This is a genomic window from Kribbella amoyensis (genome assembly GCF_007828865.1).
Lineage (GTDB): Bacteria > Actinomycetota > Actinomycetes > Propionibacteriales > Kribbellaceae > Kribbella > Kribbella amoyensis.
This window is the reverse complement of the sequence record NZ_VIVK01000001.1, coordinates 5,243,231-5,263,353: the sequence shown is the minus strand read 5'-3', so window position 1 is coordinate 5,263,353 and position 20,123 is coordinate 5,243,231. Positions and strand designations below refer to the sequence as shown.

Here is a 20,123-nt window from a genome sequence, read left to right as displayed (position 1 = left end):
GTACGGGTCAGACCGTCGGGTACCCGGGGTCCGCGTTCGGCGTACCGGTGCCGAAACGCTCGGCGGCCTTCGGGTCCGGGCCGTGCTGGTTGTCGCCGGCGTTGCCCTCGGTGGCGAGGAAGACGATCAGCACGATCCAGCCGATGATCGGGACGATGCCGATCAGGATCCACCAGCCGGTCCGGTTGGTGTCGTGCAGCCGCCGGACCGTGACACCCAGGGTCGGCAGCAGGACGGCCAGCGAGTACAGGCCGGACAGCAGGCCCGTACCGGTGTCGTTACGGGTGCCGATCAGCCCGTCGACGATGGAGAGCACGATGGAGATGATCACGCTGAACAGCGTGAACATCCAGTACTCCTTGCGCCGTGCACGACCGGTGAACACGACGTATTTCTTGAGTACCTCGGTGTACCACTGCATTGCTATCTCCGTTGCTCGAAAATGAGACGTCGAGCGAGCCTGACGGAACAGGTTCCCGTCCGTCAACGCACACACGGCATGGTGACCACACCGCAACCTGACGTTCGTCAGGCGGCCGGTTTGGCCTGGGTGATCCGGAACAGCCGGCGGGAGTCCTCCTGGTACGGCTCGATCCCCCCGAGCTCCCACCGGTCGGCGAGCTCCCGGACCAGGCCCTCGTCGAAATACCGTCCCACGAACCCGTCCTTGGTCGCCAGGCCGTCGCCGAGGTCCTCGCACCGGCCGTACCCGGTGTCATCCGTCGACCACACCGTGTAGACGAACAGCCCACCGGGCCGGAGCACGCGGCGGATCTCCAGGACCAGCGAACGCAGCTCGGCCCGGGAGAAGGCCATGTTCAGCAGCAGGTTCGCGTACACCGCGTTGACGGTGCCGTCGGCGGGTGGGAGCGGATCTCGCACGTCGTGCAGGGCGGCCGTCACCCGGTCGTCGAGTCCCTCGGCCTGCGCTTCCCGGCGCAACTGGTCGAGCGCCGATTCGCTGAAGTCGGTCGCGTGCACGCTGAATCCCTGCCGGGCAAGGTAAAGCGCGTCCCGGCCGTGGCCGGCGCCGAGCTCAAGCACGTCGTCGATGCCCGCGGCACCGAACAGTCGGACGGTCCACCGCGCGGCCGCGGACGGCTCGGCCCCGTGCAACCACCGGTTCTGCTCGTACGCCGCCTGCCAGCGATCCTGCTGAGCCCGAGCGAGCTCCTGTCCAGTCTTCATCCAGCTCTCCCCGTGTGTCCACGCCGGTCCTGGACGACCGACAGACCGCAGCAGCCTACGCGACGAATTGAGTAGACGTACTCAGGCGTCGTCCCGTTCCGCCCGGAAGAGTGGTCACCACCACAGCCAAGGAGCGAGGATGAACGTTCAAACCGCCAGTTTTCACTGCCCTGCCTGCCGAACCCTGCTCCAGCTGACGCCGGCCCCGCCGGTCGCGCCCGCTCCTTGGATGCCTCCGACAACCATCCACCCACCGCTGCCCGCACCGATGGCGCCGCGATCCTTCCCGATCCGCCCCGAACTGCCGGCGCCGCCGGTCTCGCCGGCGCCGGTCCCCGAGCCGACCAGCGGCACCCGGCTTCCGCCCTACCCCGCACCTGCTCCCCCGCAGGCCGCACCCCCTCCCGCACAGGCCGCGCGTGCTTCCGTGCCTTTCCCCGCGCCTGGCACGCGTCCGTCCGTGCCTTTCCCCGCGCCTGGCACGCGTCCGCCCGAACCTTTCCTCGCGCCGGGCGCCCCTCGGCCCGCGGCTGCCGCGCCGAGTACCCCCAAGCCACCCAAGGAACGGCGCCGCCTCAGCCCGCAGGCCACGTTGCTCGGTCTCGGCGTCCTGCTCCTGCTGGCCGCCGGCGTCACGTTCCTCGCGGTCACCTGGGACAGCCTGCCGGTCGGCGCGCAGGTCGGGATCATGGCGACCCTCGCCGCGATCGCCCTCGGCGGCGCCGTCCCCGCCGCCCGCCACCGCCTCGACGGCACCGCCGAAGCCCTCGCCGTTCTCGGCGGCGGCCTGCTGATCGTCGACCTGTACGGCACCCGCGCCCTCGGCCTCGTCGATCCCGAGGCGATCAGCCTGATCGACCACATCGCCCTGATGGCCGCAATTGTTGCCACGGTCAACTTTGTGCTGCACCGTCTGGCCAAGTCGGTCAAGACCTTCGGCATCACCACGGTCGTCGCCGCCCAATTCCCCGTCCCCCTCCTCATCGCCGGCCACGTCAACCTCGCCGTACTCCTGCTCGCCCTGCTCACCCAGTCGGTCATCACCGTGCTGCTGTCGGCGAAGAGCACCCGCACGGTCCGCCTCACCGGCGCCACCTGCGGGACCCTGGTCTTCACCGGCCTGACCGTCCTCGGCGCCATCCGCGTCTTCCTCGCGCTGGTCGCTCAGCACGACCCCTACTTCGCGGACCCGTTCACGCAGACGCTTGCTCTCAGCGCCCAGTTCACCGCCGTCGTCTGCCTGGCCGCGGCCACAGGGATCACCCTGATCCACCGAGGAGCACTGCCCCGCGTTCTGCCGCCGCTGCTTGGCCACACCTTCTGCATCACCGCGGCCGCGTTCACGATCTCGATGTTCCTCCCCCAGGTACCGACGGCCGGCCGCTGGCTCACCACCGCGCTCGCAACCGTACTGACGCTCACCCTGCTCCTCACCAACCAGCAGAACCCGCTCCGCAAGACCCTGCTGACCCTGGCGACCACCATCACCGCGGCCATGACCACGCTGACCGCCACGCTCCTCGCGGATCTGCTGCACCTCAGCCTGATCGCCGCGCTGATCGCCGTACTCGCCTTCATCGCCGCCTGGCGTCACCGCCTCGACGTCGCCGTGGCGGGTGCCACCGCGAGCCTCGCCGCGCAGGCCGCGATCGTCCTCACCCTCCCCCAGGAACACCTCACCCGCTGGACCGGCGGAATCGCCCTGGCCGTCGTTGCCGCCTGCACCATCGCCGCCGCCACCCGGTACGTGGGCCGCGCCCCCGAACGCGCCCTGCTGGCCGCCGCCGCCTGCGCGACTGGACTCGCCGAGATCGTGATCCTGACGACCGCCTCCTCCGACACCGGCACCGGCATCGTCCTCACGATCGCCGCCGCCCCCCTCGTGGCGTACGGCCTCCAACCGGCTCGCCGTGCCGTCCTGCTCATCGCGGGTGCGTTGCTCATCATCGCCAGCATCGCGTTCGTCGCCGGCTCCGGCACCACCACGGTCGAGTGGTTCACCCTGCCGCCGGCCGCCATCATGCTGGCCATCGGCATCCTCCGCTGGCGCGACCAGCCCAGCTGGCTCTTCCTCGGACCTGGCCTGCTGCTGGCCCTGGCCCCCTCCACCTTGCTTGCCAACGGCAACGACATCCCCAGGACCACCCTGGTCGTCGCCGCCGCCACCGCGGCCATCCTGATCGGCACCCGCGGCTCGCTCCAGGCCCCGTTCGTCCTGGGCGCCGCGGCCCTCACCAAGATCGCCGTCTGGCAACTCCTCGAAGTGGCCCCGCTGATCCCCCGCTGGATCACCCTGGCCCTGGCCGGCGCCGTCCTCCTCGCCGTAGGCGCAACCTACGAACGCCGCCTCCACCAAGCCAAAGCCGCCGCCCGCTGGATCACCGCCCTGCGCTGACCCGACTACTTTGCGCTTTCACAGACGACCCGGATCGCGGATACTGGTGTTCCGGACATCGAGCACCTGGGGGGCGAATGGCCGAGCGCGCCGACTGGGACTCGCCCGACGCCCTGGTACTGATCAACGTGCTGGAGAAGCTCCGAGCACGGGACGGGCTGATCCTGTCCCGGCTGCAGGACGAGCGCAATCCGGTCGCCGCACCTCTGCTCGGTCTGGCCGCCACCCGGCGGTACGCGACGGTGCACAACGTCAAACCGGCGTCGGCAGCGCTCGAGGTGGTCGGGCAGTGCGTGCGGCACACCATGAGCGGCACCGAGCAGATCGTCGCCGACGCGATCCTCGCACTCGGGTTGTTCGCCGACGCGTACACGCGGCACGGCATCGATCCGCGGGCGATCCAGTCGCTGAGCGCCGACTCGCTCGGCCGCCGCCGGACGGCGCTCCTGGGGCACTGGCGACGGCTGCACGAGTCGCTCGGTCACCCACCCACCGATCCACCGAGCGACCGCGCACTCCGCGGCACGACGGAACGCGAGGTCCTCCGCGAACTGGCACGTCAGCTCATCCGCCGCGAGGTCTACTCGGTCGGCTCGAAGGGTGCCGTCCTGCCGGCGTCGGGCGACGCGCCGGTACCGGCGTCGGCGGGCAGCGGCGGCAAGGTGATCGTTGTCGGCGGCGCCGTGATGGACGCGACGTTCCGGACCAAGCAACTGCCGGCCCGGGAGACGTCGAGCGAGGCGTACGGTTTCGACCTCTCCCCCGGCGGCAAGGGCCTCACCCAGGCGGTGGCGGCGGCCAGGCTCGGGCTGGACGTGTCTCTCATCGCCGCCGTGGCCGACGACCGTTTCGGCCAGGAGATCATGCACTACCTGCGCGACGAAGGTGTCGACACGTCCCTGGTCAAGGTCGTGCACGAGGCCAGGACGCCGTTCACCGGTGTCATCGAGATGGAGCTCGGCGACAGCATCGCGGTGAACTGGCGCAACCAGGTCGACGTCCGCCTCGACGTCCGCGACATCGACCAGCATTCGCGCGCGCTGGCCGGCTGCGACGTCGTCCTGGTGACCTTCGAGATTCCGCGCGAGACGGTGCAGCAGACGCTCGCGCTGGCCAAGAGCGAGGGTGACGACTCCCCACTCGTGATCGTGACACCGGGCCAGCCGTACCCGGACGAGACGATCTCGCGGCATTCGCTGACCCAGATCGACTACCTGGTCGCGCACGCGTGGGAGCTGGGCAGGTACGCCCCGGCCGGACAGGACCGCTTCGACCCCGATCCCGTCGCCCGCAACATGCTCGCGTACGGCGTGGACACCCTCTGCCTGCTCGTCAACGGCGGGTGCACCGTCTATTCGGAAGCGGCGCACGAGGCTTTCATGGTGCCGACGTTCCCGTCGATCTACAAGGAATCCTCGGCGGCCCGGGACGCTTTCTGCGCGGCGCTCGCCGCCAAACTCATCGACAACGAGCGGGCGTTCTCCGAGCAGGTCGCGCTCTGGGCGGCGGCCGCGATGTCGTGTGCGACCGCCGATTTCCCACTGTCGAATTCCATGCCGAACCGCAAACGGGTGGAGACCTTGCTCAGCCGGTCACATTTCACCATCAAGGCGCCCTGACAAAGGCCGCCGGGAATCACCGGCAGCGGGTCAGCGCCGCAGCCGTTTCTGGTCGTCGGGAGCGACGAATTCGGTCTCGCCGCGGACCCGGCAGCAGAAGATCGTTGAATCGAGCAACGTCGCCCGGCTCTGCTGGACCGACCCGGGATGCCGGGTCTTCAGCTCGGCCAGGTTGGCCGTTCCGAAGCGGGCGCGGAGCTGCCGCGGACTGGCGTACTGCCGATCGACGTACAGGTACGGACGCGGCGCGATCGACATCCAGCGATGCCAGTTCGCGGCGCGGTAGCTCGAGCCGGTGAAGCCCAGGTTCGGGTCGACGGCGGTGGTGAGCAGGTCGACGCCGGGGCACTCCTGCCGGACATACGAGCGGACCTTCGCCAGCAGGTACGAGATCGCGTTCGCCGGCGCTATGTCGAAGGAGTAGACCCGGGAGATGTCCCAGGCCCGCTCCCGTGGCACCTGGAACTGCACGGCCAGCTGACGCCCCACCTGCCGCCACTCGAGCGGGGACACGCTGCAGAGGCTCACCGGGAGGCGGTAGACCGGGTCGACCAAGGCGAAGTTGAGCGACCCCGGCCGGGCACTGCGCAGGTAGTGCAGGTTGGTGAAGATCCGGGCCGCGTCGGCCTCGGAGTACCGGACGAACAACAGCTCCTGCAGGAGGAACTTGCTGTCGGGGATCAACGCCCTGATCCGGGCCTGGTCGGCGCGGAGATCGGCACCGCTGCGCCGGATCTCGTCCTGGAGCTGCCGTTGACTCAGCGTCCCGTCCTGCCGAGCTACCCGCGGCAGGTGCAGCAGGGTGCGCACGGCGAGGGCGCGGGGCTCCAGTCCGTTGCGGACGGCAGCATCGCGGACCAGGTCGGAAAGCAGCGAATCGGGCCGACGGCAATCATCGAGCGAGAGTCGCAGAACCGTCGACGTGACGGGACTCATGGACACGCGAGAATGCTAGCGGACATCGCCCGGTTCGCCGCACTTCCCGCCAATCCTGGGCAACGTTTCGCGGCCGCGGACCAGGACGCCACCGCGAGCTGCCAAATGGCACCACGAGTGGACCAGTTGGCACGCTTTTCGCCGGATCGCTGCGGAACTGCCCGGCCGGCTCGGCCAGAAGAGCGTCGGTGCACCTTCTCCCGATGCCACATTTCCGCATTGACAGCCTTTTGACAGGACATTTACTGGGAGTACGAACTCAACCCCGGAAAGGGAACGGCTCAATCTAACCCAACCATCGCAGATTACAAGAGTCCGACCGACAGCTGATTCACAGAAAAGAGGGACATCATGCCAACCAACGAATTACTCGCGGCCCTGGTGGTCGTGGCGTCGGCCGTGATCCTGATCTCCTTCTGGCGACAGATCCTGTTCATGCTGCTGTTCGCCGCGGTCATGGTCTTCTGCCTGGGCGTGTACAACGTCGCCGTCGCGATGCACGGCTGAGGACGGCGCGGCAACGACGCCGCGTCCCGTTCTTGCCGACGACCCGCCTGGGGCTCCCCCGGGCGGGTTTTGTTTTCGTAGGCTCGGCAGGGTGAGTGACGACGCCGCCGATCTCAGTCTCACCGAATTGCTCCCTTTGCTGGAGCGCCGCCGCCTCTCGGCCCGTGAGCTGGTCACCGATTGCCTGCACCGGATCGACGCGGCCGAACCGGTCGTTCGCGCGTTCGTCACCCGTACGCCCGAACTCGCTCTCGAAGCCGCGGACCGGGCCGACCACGCCCGGGCGACCGGAGCAGGGACCGGTCCGCTGGCCGGTGTCCCGGTGGCGGTCAAGGACGTGTTCCTGACCAGGGGGATCCTGACGACCGCCGGCAGCCAGATCCTCGCGAACTATGTCCCCGCCGAGGACGCCGCCGTCTGGGAACGGCTCGCGGCGGCAGGCGCCGGCCTCCTCGGGAAGACCACCACGCACGAGTTTGCCTACGGCACCGCTTCGGCGCCGACCAGCAATCCCTGGGACAGCCGCCGCACGCCCGGTGGCTCGTCCGGTGGCTCGGCGGCCGCACTTGCCGGACGGATGGTCCCTGTTGCCACTGGCACCGACACAGGTGGATCGTTACGCATCCCGGCCGCCGCCTGCGGAGTTTGCTCCTTGCGCAGCGCACAAGGCCGGGTGTCCCGATTCGGGGTGATCCCGTTGAGTCCTTCGTTCGACGTCGCCGGCCCGATGGCGCGGCGCATGTTGGACGTGTCGCTGTTGATGCGGGTCCTTGCCGGTCACGATCCGCGGGACACCGGCAGCCGGGACGAGCCGGTCCCTGGCTATCCGACGAGTCCACCGTCCGACCTGCGCGGTGTTCGCATAGGTCTGCCGATCGCGATGTCGTGGCAACAGGTCGACGACCGGATCGCGACCGTTTGCCGAGAGGCACTCGGCCTCTTGACCGCCCAGGGCGCGGAACTGGTCGAGATCGAGAACCCGCCGAGCGCGGCCGTCGTCCTGGCCAAGCAGTACGGGGTATTCGACACCATCAACGAGACAGAGGCGCACCAGATTCACGACGCCCTCGTCGCGCACAGCCACCTCTACACGCCGCAGGTCCGCGACCGGGTCCAGAAAGGCGAGCAGATCAGCTCGGAACGGTACGACGAGGCGCTTCGGCTCCGGCGGCAGTGGTCGGCCGAGTGGCGTGCCCTGATGACGCGGCACCGTCTGGCCGCGGTCGCTCATCCGACGATCGACGCGCCGCCGCCCATCATCGATGTCCACGGTCCGCCCCAAGGTCCACGGATCCGGCTCTCGGTGCCGTGGTCGATCGCCGACTTCGCCGCGCTCAGCGTGCCCGCGGGACTGGACAACCGCGGACTCCCGGTCGGACTCTCGCTCGCCACCTTGCCCGAGTGGGAGGCCGACCTGCTCGGGCTCGGCATCCTGATCGACGAGGAACTGCAGCTCTGGCGCCACGGTCCACCCTGCTGACCACTCACCAAGGGCGTTTCGGGGGGATGGCTGTTGCTGTGTGGAGGGGGTTGGGCATGCGGCCGGTGACGGGGATGGGTGGGCGGGTGTCGAGGTCTTGGTAGCCGAGGGTCAGGCGGTAGCCGTTGAGGGGGTAGCGGGCGAAGGTCTGGCCGTCGAGGGCTGTCGCTTCGAGGCGGGTGGCTTGGCGGGGGAAGGTGGTTGCGTAGAGGTCGAGTTCGCCGCGGATCAGGCCCCAGAAGCGGTCGGGCGGGATGAGGTCCAGGTCGGCCAGGGGGTTGAGGACGCCGAGGAGGAGGGCGTCGACGAGGTACTGGCGGAGGACGTGCCAGGGTTTGCGGGGGAGGACGCGGGCGTGGGAGTCGGGTTCGTGGCCGCGGGCGGGGACCGGGTCGGTGGAGACGTTGACGTCGTCGATGAGGTCCTTGACGACGATGCGGGCCGGCATCCCCTCTGGGCCGCAGATGACGGCGAGGTTCTCGCCGTGGGGGTTCACCGTGATGCCGTAGTGGTGCATCAGGTGGAGTAGCGGGCGGAGCAGCGCTGCGAAGAGGTCCGCGAGCCAGGTCTCCGGGTCGGCGCCGGACTGGTCGATCATGGCCACCACCAGTGGTTCGCCGGCCGCGTCACGGTGCAGTACGGCGGCCAGCGGCCAGGCGGACTCGCCCTGTTGGAGTCGGGGGTGCAGCGGGTCCCGCCAGATGCACCCGAGCGTTTCCGTCCACTGGTAAGGGATTCCGGGCGCCGTGGAGAGCTGGGGATGCCGCACCGTCACGGATGCCACCTCGCCGAGCAGCTCGGTACCGAGGCGGCCCAGTACCTCGTCGCGGGACCAGAGTCCGCGGAGCCATTGGGTGACCATCGGGGCGGCCAGGGAGCAGTGTTCGGGGATGCCGCGGTACACCGACGTGTTGAGGATCTTCAGCGGTAGCTTCACCTGGTACCGAAGGGGGTCCGTGATGTTGACGACAGTACGGATCGACTGTGTCGGCAAGTACTCGTCGGGCGCCTCCCCCAGCACCACGATCTCCCCCGTGGCCAACTCGCGCGCCCACTGCGTCCGTACGACGTGGTCCAGCTGCCACGGGTGAACTGGCATCCAAACGTACGCGTCCGGGTCGTCCAGCTTCGCGCGGAACTCGTCCAGTACCGCCGTACCCAGCTCCCGCTCGACCACGGCGTGCTCCGACAGGTCCGGCGTACCGCGGAACTCCGCGAGGCCACGGCGAACGGCGAGCCAGACCAGGCGGAGCGGGGTCCGGGCCTCGGGCGCGTAGCGGGCGCTGTCGGTTGCGGAGAAGCCGAGGCGGCCCTTGTTCGCGACGAGCAGCGGGTGGCCCGTGAGGTGGCCGTCCAGCTGCCAGTGTTCCAAGCCGAGCAGGTCCTTGTTGCGTACCGCCGTACCCGCCATGGTCACGTCGGCGGCCAGCGTGTTCGACAACTCGGCCACGTACCCGGCCACGGTCGAACCGTGGATCCCCAGCACGTCCGCGGCGTCCACCAGGAACTGCACGGGGTCCGCGGCCGGCTCGCTCTCATCGTTGCCGAGGATGCCCGCGACCGTACGGCGGACCGAGCCCGGCGTCACTCGGTAGCTTCCGAAGGCTCCCCGGGTCGCGCCGAACTCGTACACGACGGTCCCCAGGTCCAGGCGGCCGTCGACCGGGTGCAGCAGCTCCTCCGTGCAGAACTGCGCGATCAGCTTCTCCAGCAGCTCCGTGGAGCATCGCGTCCAGCTCATGCAGGTACGACGAAGTCGGTGAACGCGGTGAACTTCGGCAGCCGGAACACCTCACGACCGGCGACGGCGTTGAGGATCGTCGCGTTGCGAATGGCCCCGATCCCCAGGTCCGGTGCGGCGACTCCGTGGCTGTGCAGATCCGCATTGGCCACGAACAACCGGCCGTCCGTTCCGACACTGTGGTCCCGGTTGATCACCCACCGACCAGCGGCGTCCCGTTGCACCAGCGACTCGACGGACGCGTCCAGGAACGACACAGCGCGATTCCGGTACCCCGTGGCCGCGACCACGACATCGGTGACGTGGTGGAAGGTACGACCGCTGTCCGTGTGGCGCAGGGTGAGCTCCACTCCGTCAGCGCGAGCAACAGCGGACTCCACGGCGACACCACACTGCAGCTCGATCGGTGCGGTCGCCGCGGTCCCCAGGTCGCGTTGGTAGAGCACGTCGTGGATGTCGTCCAACGTGTCCGAGGAGATGCCCTTGTAGTGCCGCCACTGTTCCTTGACCAGCTTGTCCCGCGCCGGTTCCGGCAACGAGTGGAAGTAGTCCACGTACGACGGGGTCGTCATCTCCAGCACCAACTTGGAGTAGTCCAGCGGTGCGAACGACGGCGTCCGGGTCAACCAGCTGACCGCGGGACCACCGGCAGCATTGGCCCGCAACAGGTCCAACGCGCACTCGGCCCCGGACTGCCCCGACCCGACCACGGTGACCCGGCCGGACCGCAGTACGTCGTCCCGCCGGTAGAGGTAGTCCGCCGAGTGCAGGAACCGTTCCTCGGCCAGCCCCTGCAACGCGGGCGGCAGGTTCGGCTCCGTACCGACCCCGAGGACCAGGTGGCGAGCAGTGAACTCCTCCACGGCCTCACCGCGTTGCACAGTCACCGTGAACACGTCCCCGTCCCAAGACACCGCGGTCACCTCGTGTCCGAAATGCAGCGAGTCCAACTGGGCCGCACACCACCGCAGGTACGCCTCGTACTCGCGCCGCGTCGGGTGGAACTGCTCGCGCACGTAGAACTGGTACAGGCGGTCGTTGTCGCGCAGGTACGACAGGAACGACAGCCGGTGTGCCGGTTCGACCAGGCTGACCAGGTCGGCGAGGAACGACACCTGCAGCATCGCGTCGTCGAACATCAGCCCGCGATGCCAGGTGAACTCGGGCCGGCTGTCCAGCACCGCCAGCGAGACGTCGTCGAGCCCGTCCGCCAACGCGGCCAGGCCGAGGTTGAACGGGCCGGCCCCGATCGCGAGGACGTCGTAAGGGGCGGTTGTCATGTCATGCCTCCACGGTCCGGGGACGAACCATCAGTAGTGCGGTCTTCTCGGGCAGCCGGAGCTCCCCCTGGGTGACGAAGCCGGCCGCCGCGAACGCACGGACCGACGCGACGTTGGCCGCGTCCGGCTCGGCCACGACGCGGTCGCACCGCGGATCCGCCCGCAGCAACGCGTCCGCGACCGACCTGAGCAGCCGGCGGCCGAGCCCCTGACCGGTCCGGACGGTGTCGCCGATGGCCACGTGAACGCCCCAGTCGTGCTCGTCGCTCGCGTAGTACTCCGCGAGCCGGTCGTGCCGGACGCGGTACAGCTCCACGTAGCCGAGGTCCTCGGTGTCGAGCGCGACCATGCACGGCGTCGAGTGCTCACCAGCGGCTTGTTCGTCGAGCACCTGGGCCCACCGCTCCACGGACCAGTCCTGCTGCCACCACTTCCGGATGTGCGGCTGCGCCATCCAGTCCGCGATCCTGGTGGCGTCCTCAGCGACCGCGGGCCGCAGGTCGAAGCCGTCGTCCAGGTGCAGCAGCGGCGTCGTCTCGCACCTCACCGCACGCCCTCGAGCCGCAGCGGATTCGGGATGTCGAGGTACACCGACTGGTTGTCCAGCGGCGCGACCACCTCGTCGATCCCCTTCAGCCGGGTCCGGATGTTCGCCTTGCAGGGCAGGGTTTCCGCGGCCAGCCAGCGCCTCGGCAGCCGGTCGCCGTCGGGCCCCGCGGCCCGCAACCCGGGCAGTGCCGCGGCCAGCCGGTCCCGAACCACCTGCAGCAGCTTGTCCTCGTCCGCGGTGCCGTCCATGCCGAGGGCCCCGATGACACCGAGGGCCTGGTTGTGCAGCAGGTAGTACGTGAGCCGGTCGTCCACGATCGCGTCGTCCACCACGGCCAGCGTGGAGTCGCGCAACCCGGTGACCCCGAGCAGGCTCTCCAGGTGCGACGAGGCCAGGTAGTACCCCTGGTTGTCCCGGTACGCGCCACCGGTGATGCGGCCGGCGTCGTCGAGCCGTACCAACGTGTTCTGCTGGTGACCCTCCAGCCCGATCCCCGTCTCGGCGTACAGGCACAGCATCGGCACCAGCACCTCGTCCACGTACGCCGCGACCCAGCCGGCCGGGTCGTCCGCGACGGCGGGCAGCTCGCTCAACCGGCTGACCCCACCGGGACGCGGCGCGACCAGGCCCGCGAGACACGCGTAGCTGTCCACGTCGGCCGGGACCTCGCGCACCGCGACGTCGAGACCGGTCAGGGTGGGACCGCCCTCGTCCAGCGCGATCCAGGCCGGGTCGCGGACGATGGAGAACCGCGGATGCGCGGTCGCCGTGCCCGCGTTGTACGCCGCGTCGAGGAGCCGGTTGATCTCCAGTCCGCGGCGCAGCTCGGTCGGGGTCGACTCACGCTTCGAGTTCGTGATCCGCAGGCCGAGCGACAACTTCAGCATCACCGGCAGATCGGGGTGGAACAGCGTGCGCAGACTCGACGTCGGGAACCACTGCGCGCCCGACGGACCGAGCGCCGCCACCCGGCCGTCACCGATCAGCGCGGCCACCCGCGGCCGGCGGACCAGGTCGGCGGCCTGCCACGGATGCGCCGGCACCAGCACGGTCCCGGGCGACGGCGTACTCCCGGCCAGCGCGGCCATCAACTGCAAGGCGTCCAGTCCCTGCAGTGATGGCGCGCCGGCCACCTGGTCCGACGACACCAGCTCGGCGTCGACCTCGAACCAGTGGACCGCGAACCGGCCACCGAGCTCCGGCGAGTACGCCGCCAGCTCGGCCCCGTGCACCCCGTCCCGGCTCTTCGGCGCCGGGTGGGTCAGGTGCCCGAACACCAACGCCTGCTCGGCTTCCAGGAACCGGCCGAGCGCACCCTGCGAGGCCGGGCTCTCCGCGGCCTCCTCGGTGGACGGGCCCTCGACGAACGTCGCCACGTTGCGCACCGACTCGGCGGTCCGCGCGGCCAGGTCGTCGATCTCGCCCGCGTCCGCGCCGGTCGACAGCAACCGGACCAGGTCCTCGGGGACGGCGGGCGTACCGTCGACGCGAACGTCGTCGAAGAGGTGGTACCCGGTCGGTGAGGCGTGTTGCACCACAGCCCTCACCACCCGAGCCTCCGCTTCGAAGGTCAATCGGCCAAGGGCGACCGGGATCCCGGCCTCGCGGGTGTAGCACCGCAGGATCGCGTTGAGGTGCGCCGCGACCGCCGTCTGTTCAGGAGTAGTCACGCGGCACCCTCACCACCGGTCGAGACCAGCGCGCCCCGGGACGCGATCACGTCGCGTCCGGTCGCGACGACCTGATCGAGCAGTTCCTCGATGTCGGTCGCCGTGGCGTTCGGGTTGAGCAGGGTGAGCTTCAGCGCGACCACGGCCGGACGGCCGGACCGGGCGGGGATCTTGGTGCGGCCGATCAGCACCCGTCCCGAGGTCAGCAGCCGGCGCCTGATCTCGCCCTGGACCGCGTCCAGGGCGGCCGGTTCCAGCTCGGTCCCGGCGACCCGGAACAGCACCGTCGTCAAGGTCACCGGGGCCAGCAGCTCAAGGTTGCTGTCGGCAACAACGCGGGCCGCTGCCGCGTGGGCGAGCTCGTGACAGGCGTCCAGCATCCGGCCGAGCCCGGCCCGTCCGTACGCGGTGAGCGTGGTGGCGACCTTCACCGCGTCCGGCCGGCGGGTGGTCTGCAGGCTTCGGCCGAGCAGTCCGTCCAGCCCGGAGTCGATGTCGTCGGCCGGGTTCAGGTAGTCGACCGACCGGCCGAGCGAGGCGAACCTGGTCCGGTCCGCGACCAGCAGCGCGCTCGTCGCGGCCGGCTGCCAGCCGATCTTGTGCAGGTCGAGCGTGACCGAGTCGGCGGCCGGCAACTCCGCCAGCAACGGCGCCAGCCGGTCGGAGAACAACGCCCCGAACCCGTACGCCGCGTCCACGTGCAGCCAGGCCCCGTACCGATGGGCGAGCTCGGCCGCACCCGCGATCGGGTCGATCGAACCGTAGTCGGTCGTCCCCGCGGTCGCGACCACGGCGACCGGCGTCCGGCCCGGCCTGGCGAGTTCGCCGGCCAGCACGTCGAGGCGCATCCGGAAGTCGTCGTCGGACGGGATCGTGACGGCGGCCTCCTCACCGAGCCCGAGGGCGGCACAGGCTCGCTGAACAGAGAAGTGGGCCAGCTCGGAACAGAACACGACCGGCCGGGGAATCCCCTGCACGCCGTGCCGGCGGACGTCGATCCCGAGCGACGCGGCGGCGCTGTCCCGGGCGATCAGCACGGCCAGCAGGTTCGAGATCGAGCCGCCCGGGGTGAGGACGCCGTCGGCCGAGGTACCGAGCCCGGCCAGACCCGCGAGCGCGCGGACGACCCACTGCTCGACGGCCAGCGTCGCCGGACCCGAGTCGTACGTGTCCATCGACGCGTTGCTCGCCGACGCCAGCGCGTCCGCGTCGACGGCGACCTGGAGCACCGGCGGCTGCAGGTGCGCGGCCGCGTGCGGGTGACTCAGGTCGATCCCGTTCTCGGCCAGCACACTCGCGATCAGGTCCAGCGCGGCCGACTCCCCGACACCGGTCGACGGCACCCGCGGCTCGCCCAGCAGTTCGGCCGTCCGCCGCAACACCGCCGCCGGCGGCCCCGCCGGCAACGGCCCCCGGGTCCGGTCGGCCACCGTGGTGGCCAACGGCCAGCGAGGAAGGGTCAGATCGAACGGGCTCTGCGGCACCGATGGCAACGAGCTGACCGCGGTGAGACGCGCGGGCTGCGGCATCCAGGCTCTCCAGGGAAAGTTGTCGAGTAAGGCAAGCCTTACTAAGGCGGACCTAACTTACTTCCGCCCCTCCGCCCCGTGTCAACCGGGGTGCCCACAGTGACCATCCCTCGGGCGACACGCCGTTTCCCCCATCCAGCAAGGCGTTCCAGGGCAGGCCGAACCTTCCCCGTCACGTACTTGTGGCAAGCCTCACGCCCCCATTCCGGACGGCCCGGAACGCGGCTACTTCCCGTCGAGCTCGAAGCTGCCCCGCTGCACCGAGTTGAGCTGCATCTCGAGCACGGCCAGCGTGTTGCTCAACAGGACCATTCTCAGCGCCCCGGCCTTGCTGCGGTTGCGCATCTCCTCCGACGCACCGCTCGGGTACCGATAGGGGATGACCCCCCGCCCGACGTCGGCAGTGGCACTGAACCGGCAGACCTCCGCGGCCCTGGTCAGGTCGAGCATCGACGCCGTGTAGCCCAGGTGGCGCGGTTCCTCATCTTCGGATGGGACGTCGACCAGGCGCAGGACCAGCGCATAGCGGACCTTGGCGGTCGCCTCGACGGTCCGCCTGAACAGATCGTCGGCCGGCTCCTGATCGTCCTTCCCGGCCTCGTGGCCCGGACCGGCCTCGACGATCAGGTCGCCCAGCGTCGTCGGCGCGAAGTCGTACTGACCCCGCTCGGCGCCTGGGTCGGTCAGTTGCCGGTCCAGGACGATGCCGACCGTGCTGGTCCTTGGGTCACCCCTGTCGAGCTTGAACGGCCGCTCGCCGTCCCGGAGCCCGTCGCAGCGCTCTGATCCCGCGGCTTCCAGGTCGATCGGCGGGGTCTTGGCGACCGCTCGCTCGACCTGACCGCGAATCGTCCTCAGCGTTCCGGCGTGCTGGTCGATCACGTCCTGCCGGCTCTCCTGCGGGTCGGACCAGTGATCGACCGCACCCCTGACGACGAAACCGAGCAGCACGACGACGATCCCGACGGACACGATCCGGAGCCACGGCATGTCCTCACCGTAGTTCGGAGGTCACCCGTGGTTCTCGGTCACGGCCGCTTCCGGCCGTGGTCAGCGGCCGTACGGACGACGGGTGAGGCTGAAGGTGGCGATGTTGAGTTCCTGGATGGCGCCGGTGTCGTCGCGGATCACCTTGAGGTTCTCGCCGGCCAGGTAGCCGTCGCGGCCTCGGTACAGGTCGGGGCCGAGCGGGGTGAAGCGGGAGGTGAGGCCGCCGGTGATCTGGAGGATGCCGCAGCTGACCACCATCGTCAGCGGGGTGTTGCCCCAGTACCAGTGGCCGAGCAACTCCTCGCCTTGGGCCAGCCGTGGTTCGGGGACCCATTCCTGCGGCAGCGGTGGTTCGTGGGCGACCAGGGTGCGCATCAGGTCGAGCGGGACGGACGCGCACTTGCCGTACGTCGCGTTGCCCAGCGTCACGGCACCGATCCGCCGGGCCCGGTCCACGAACAACCCGGCCAGGAAGCCCGGCATCGAACCGGTGTGGCCGACGAAGACGTACGGGTCGTCCGCGTACAACCGCAGACCCAGCCCGTACGAGCCGGTGAGGGCCTCGCGCGGATCCGAGGCCGACGGGGCCGCCATCTCCTCGACAGTGTCCCGGCTCAGCACCTCGTACACCGGGTCGATCCAGAACGCCGCCAGCTTGGCCAGGTCCTCGATCGTGCTCCACAGCTGACCGGCCGGGGCCATCGCGGCCGCGTCGTGGGCCGGTTCCTCCTCGAGCCGACCGCTGAACGGGTGCACCGAGAACCCCTGGGCCGCGGGCGCCGCCGGGAAGTACGAGGTCCGCTTCATCTCCAGCGGCCGGAGGATCCGCTCCACCACCAGGTCGAACCAGGCCTCGCCGCGCACCCGCGCCACGATCTCACCGAGCAGGCCGTAGCCGAGGTTCGAGTAGTGGTGCCGCCGATCCGCCGGACCGGCCGCGTGCGCGTCGTCCATCGCGGCCGCGAGCTCGTCGAACGTGACGCCCGGGTTGCGCTCCCACCACGGCCCCTCGGGCTCGGCGTTCATCCCGCCCGAGTGCGCGAGCAGGTGCCGGATCGTCCGGTCCCCGAACGCGATCCCGGGCAGATGCTTGCCAACGGCATCGTTCAGCCCGAGCAGCCCGTCGTCCCGGCACTGCAGCACCAGGATCGCGGTCAGCGTCTTCGTGATCGACCCGATCCGGTACTGCACGTCCGGCCCCGGCGCGCCCCCGTCCACGGTGGCGAACCGCCCCCGCGACCCGGTCCACACCAAGGCGCCGTCCCGCAGCACCCCGGCGTTGATCGACGGCAACCTCCACTCGGACTGCGCCGCGGCCACCTCCGCGAACAGGGCGGCCGCGGTGTCAGGACGAAGGGTCACTCAAAGGCCTCCGGGGACGGGCAGGAGCAGATCAGGTTGCGGTCGCCGTACGCACCGTCGATGCGGCGGACCGGCGGCCAGTACTTGGTGGTCCGGTCGACGGAACGCGGGAACGCGGCCTCCTCACGGGTGTACGCGTGGTCCCACTTGTCGTTGATCACCGAGGACGCGGTGTGCGGCGCGTTCACCAGCGGGTTGTCGCCGGCCGGCCACTCCCCCGCCACGACCCGGTCGATCTCGTGCCGGATCGCGATCATCGCGTCGACGAACCGGTCCAGCTCGCCCAGGTCCTCGGACTCGGTCGGCTCGACCATCAGCGTGCCGGCCACCGGGAACGACATCGTCGGCGCGTGGAAGCCGTAGTCGATCAGCCGCTTGGCGACGTCGTCGACGGTGATGCCGGTCTCCTTGGTGATCGGCCGCAGGTCCAGGATGCACTCGTGCGCGACCAGGCCGTTCTCGCCGGTGTAGAGCACGGGGAACGCGTTCTCGAGCCGCTTGGCGACGTAGTTCGCGGTCAGCACCGCGTTCTTCGTCGCCGCGGTCAGCCCCTCGGCGCCCATCATCCGGATGTACGCCCAGGAGATCGCCAGCACCCCGGCCGACCCGAACGGAGCAGCGCTGATCGGGCCGACCCCGGACTCCGGTCCGGCCTGGTCGAGCAGCGGGTGGTTCGGCAGGTACGGCGCCAGGTGCTCGGCCACCGCGACCGGACCGACACCAGGGCCGCCGCCACCGTGCGGGATACAGAACGTCTTGTGCAGGTTCAGGTGGCTGACGTCGCCGCCGAACTCGCCCGGCTTGGCGAGGCCGAGCAGGGCGTTCAGGTTCGCGCCGTCGACGTACACCTGGCCGCCGTGGTCGTGGACGATCCGGCAGACCTCGGTGACGCTCTCCTCGTACACGCCGTGCGTCGACGGGTACGTGATCATGATCGCGGCCAGCTTCGCCGCGTGCTCGGCGGCCTTGGCGCGCAGGTCGTCCAGGTCGATCGTGCCGTCGTCGTTGCCCTTGACAACGACGACCTTCATCCCGGCCATCACCGCGGACGCCGCGTTGGTACCGTGCGCGCTGGCCGGGATCAGGCAGACGGTGCGCTCGCTGTCGCCGTTGGCCAGGTGGTACCCACGGATCGCGAGCAGCCCGGCCAGCTCACCCTGCGAGCCCGCGTTCGGCTGGATCGACACCTTCGCGTACCCGGTCACCTCGGCCAGCCAGCGCTCCAGCTGACCGATCAGCTTGACGTACCCGGCGGCGTCCTCGATCGGCGCGAACGGGTGCAGGTCGGCGAACTCGGGCCAGGTGACCGCTTCCATCTCGGTGGTCGCGTTCAGCTTCATCGTGCACGAGCCGAGCGGGATCATGCCCCGGTCGAGCGCGTAGTCCTTGTCGCTCAGCTTGCGCAGGTACCGCAGCATCGCGGTCTCCGAGCGGTGCGTGTTGAAGACCGGGTGGGTCAGGTACTCGGTGCTGCGGGCAACGGCCTGGTCGAGCGCCGGGCCGGTGAGCGCGGCGTCGTAGGTGACGCCGAAGGCCTGGCAGACCCGGCTCAGCACCGAGGCGTCGGTCTTCTCGTCGCAGGACAGGCCGACGTGGTCGGCGTCGACGAGGCGCAGCCAGATCCCGTGCTGCCGGGCCGCGTCGACCACGTCCGCCGCGCGGCCTGGGACCCTGGCGAGCACGGTGTCGAAGAACTGCTCGTGCACGACCTCGATGCCGCCGGCCCGCAACGACGCGGCCAGGCTGTCGGCGTGCCCGTGCACCCGCTCGGCGATCGCCTTCAGGCCGTCCGGACCGTGGTACACCGCGTACATCGACGCGACCACGGCGAGCAGCACCTGCGCGGTACAGATGTTCGAGGTCGCCTTCTCGCGACGGATGTGCTGCTCCCGGGTCTGCAGCGCCAGCCGGTACGCCGGGGCGCCGTCCGCGTCGACGGAGACGCCGACGAGGCGACCGGGCAACGACCGCTCCAGGCCGGTCCGGACCGACATGAAGCCGGCGTGCGGGCCACCGTAGAAGAGCGGAACGCCGAAGCGCTGGGACGAGCCGATCACGATGTCGGCCCCGGCCTCGCCCGGCGCCTCGAGCACGGTCAGCGCGAGCAGGTCGGACGCCACCGCGACCAGGGTGTCGCGGGCGTGCGCGGCCTCGATCAACGGCCTCAGGTCGCGGACGGCTCCACCGGCGCCGGGGTACTGGACCAGGAAGCCGAAGAAGTCACCGTCCGGCAGGCCGTCGGTGGTGTCGGCGAGCACGACCTCGATCCCGAGCGCCTCGGCCCGGGTCCGGACCACGGCGATGGTCTGGTCGAAGCAGTCGGCGTCGACCAGGAACCGGTCGCTCTTGCTCTTGCGGTTCCCCCGGTGCGCCAGCGTCATCGCCTCGGCGGCCGCGGTGCCCTCGTCGAGCAGCGACGCGTTCGCGGTCGGCAGCCCGGTCAGGTCGGACACCACGGTCTGGAAGTTCAGCAGCGCCTCCAGCCGGCCCTGCGAGATCTCCGGCTGGTACGGCGTGTAGGCGGTGTACCACGCCGGGTTCTCGACCAGGCGGCGGACGATCACCGACGGCGTGAAGGTGCCGTAGTACCCCTGGCCGATCATCGAGGTGGCGATGGTGTTACGGGCGGCGAGCTGCCGGAGCTCGGTCAGCGCGTCCACCTCGGAGGCGGGCTCGGGCAGCCGGAGCGGCTCGGCCGACCGGATCGAGGCGGGCACCGCGGCATCGACGAGCGCGTCGACGTCGGCGTACCCGAGGGCGCGCACCATCGTGGCGACCTCGTCAGGGCGTGGCCCGATATGGCGGTCGGCGAAGGCGGCCGAGACCAGCGGGGTGGGGGTGGAGGAGTCTTGCGCAGTCATCGAGAGAGGCTCCGT

At 70.1% G+C, this 20,123-nt stretch carries 15 protein-coding genes; 4 read left to right on the top strand and 11 right to left on the bottom strand.

The features are described from left to right. Positions 1 to 7 precede the first annotated feature (7 nt). Together FB561_RS24620 and FB561_RS24615 are read right to left on the bottom strand one after the other, a co-directional pair. Positions 8 to 421 carry a DUF805 domain-containing protein gene (locus FB561_RS24620; RefSeq protein ID WP_145810700.1) on the bottom strand — a complete coding sequence of 138 codons (414 nt, stop codon included), beginning with the start codon at positions 419 to 421 and terminating at the stop codon, positions 8 to 10. A gap of 107 nt (positions 422 to 528) precedes the next feature. Continuing rightward, on the bottom strand, positions 529 to 1,188 hold the full coding sequence (locus FB561_RS24615; protein WP_145810698.1) for a class I SAM-dependent methyltransferase: 660 nt from the start codon (positions 1,186 to 1,188) through the stop codon (positions 529 to 531). 460 nt (positions 1,189 to 1,648) lie between these two features. Here FB561_RS24615 and FB561_RS24610 point away from each other — a divergent pair, with 460 nt between their 5' ends. Continuing rightward, positions 1,649 to 3,583, top strand: a complete 1,935-nt coding sequence (locus FB561_RS24610) for a DUF2157 domain-containing protein (RefSeq protein ID WP_238335217.1) — start codon at positions 1,649 to 1,651, stop codon at positions 3,581 to 3,583. A 77-nt stretch (positions 3,584 to 3,660) separates the two neighbouring features. Beyond that, positions 3,661 to 5,202 (top strand): PfkB family carbohydrate kinase, encoded by a 1,542-nt coding sequence (locus FB561_RS24605; RefSeq protein ID WP_145810697.1) that lies wholly within the window; start codon positions 3,661 to 3,663, stop codon positions 5,200 to 5,202. Between the two features lie 30 nt (positions 5,203 to 5,232). On the opposite strand, the gene FB561_RS24600 is transcribed toward FB561_RS24605, so the two are convergent. Then, positions 5,233 to 6,138, bottom strand: a complete 906-nt coding sequence (locus FB561_RS24600) for a Mom family adenine methylcarbamoylation protein (RefSeq protein ID WP_475422036.1) — start codon at positions 6,136 to 6,138, stop codon at positions 5,233 to 5,235. A gap of 351 nt (positions 6,139 to 6,489) precedes the next feature. Here FB561_RS24600 and FB561_RS37970 point away from each other — a divergent pair, with 351 nt between their 5' ends. Both FB561_RS37970 and FB561_RS24595 read left to right on the top strand, forming a co-directional pair. Beyond that, complete coding sequence (locus FB561_RS37970) at positions 6,490 to 6,645, top strand: hypothetical protein (RefSeq protein ID WP_170284754.1); 156 nt, start codon at positions 6,490 to 6,492, stop codon at positions 6,643 to 6,645. A gap of 91 nt (positions 6,646 to 6,736) precedes the next feature. Next, positions 6,737 to 8,125 (top strand): amidase, encoded by a 1,389-nt coding sequence (locus tag FB561_RS24595; RefSeq protein ID WP_145810693.1) that lies wholly within the window; start codon positions 6,737 to 6,739, stop codon positions 8,123 to 8,125. A gap of 4 nt (positions 8,126 to 8,129) precedes the next feature. Here the strand turns inward: FB561_RS24595 and FB561_RS24590 are convergent, their stop codons facing one another. The 8 genes from FB561_RS24590 to gcvP all read right to left on the bottom strand — a co-directional run bounded on the left by FB561_RS24590 (position 8,130) and on the right by gcvP (position 20,108). Then, positions 8,130 to 9,866 carry an IucA/IucC family protein gene (locus tag FB561_RS24590; RefSeq protein WP_145810691.1) on the bottom strand — a complete coding sequence of 579 codons (1,737 nt, stop codon included), beginning with the start codon at positions 9,864 to 9,866 and terminating at the stop codon, positions 8,130 to 8,132. Continuing rightward, a complete protein-coding gene (locus FB561_RS24585; protein WP_145810689.1) occupies positions 9,863 to 11,146 on the bottom strand; it encodes a lysine N(6)-hydroxylase/L-ornithine N(5)-oxygenase family protein in 1,284 nt (427 codons plus the stop codon). The genes FB561_RS24590 and FB561_RS24585 overlap by 4 nt, the downstream gene beginning before the upstream one ends. 1 nt (position 11,147) lies before the next feature. Continuing rightward, positions 11,148 to 11,693 carry a GNAT family N-acetyltransferase gene (locus FB561_RS24580; RefSeq protein ID WP_145810687.1) on the bottom strand — a complete coding sequence of 182 codons (546 nt, stop codon included), beginning with the start codon at positions 11,691 to 11,693 and terminating at the stop codon, positions 11,148 to 11,150. Next, a complete protein-coding gene (locus tag FB561_RS24575) occupies positions 11,690 to 13,366 on the bottom strand; it encodes an IucA/IucC family protein (protein WP_145810685.1) in 1,677 nt (558 codons plus the stop codon). The genes FB561_RS24580 and FB561_RS24575 overlap by 4 nt, the downstream gene beginning before the upstream one ends. Next, positions 13,363 to 14,895 (bottom strand): pyridoxal phosphate-dependent decarboxylase family protein, encoded by a 1,533-nt coding sequence (locus FB561_RS24570; protein WP_145810683.1) that lies wholly within the window; start codon positions 14,893 to 14,895, stop codon positions 13,363 to 13,365. The genes FB561_RS24575 and FB561_RS24570 overlap by 4 nt, the downstream gene beginning before the upstream one ends. A 225-nt stretch (positions 14,896 to 15,120) precedes the next feature. Next, positions 15,121 to 15,885, bottom strand: coding sequence for a hypothetical protein (locus FB561_RS24565; RefSeq protein WP_145810681.1), 765 nt, complete (start codon positions 15,883 to 15,885; stop codon positions 15,121 to 15,123). A gap of 60 nt (positions 15,886 to 15,945) precedes the next feature. Further along, positions 15,946 to 17,247 (bottom strand): serine hydrolase domain-containing protein, encoded by a 1,302-nt coding sequence (locus tag FB561_RS24560; RefSeq protein WP_145810679.1) that lies wholly within the window; start codon positions 17,245 to 17,247, stop codon positions 15,946 to 15,948. Further along, a complete protein-coding gene (gene gcvP / locus FB561_RS24555; protein WP_145810677.1) occupies positions 17,244 to 20,108 on the bottom strand; it encodes an aminomethyl-transferring glycine dehydrogenase in 2,865 nt (954 codons plus the stop codon). The genes FB561_RS24560 and gcvP overlap by 4 nt, the downstream gene beginning before the upstream one ends. Positions 20,109 to 20,123: the final 15 nt, after the last annotated feature.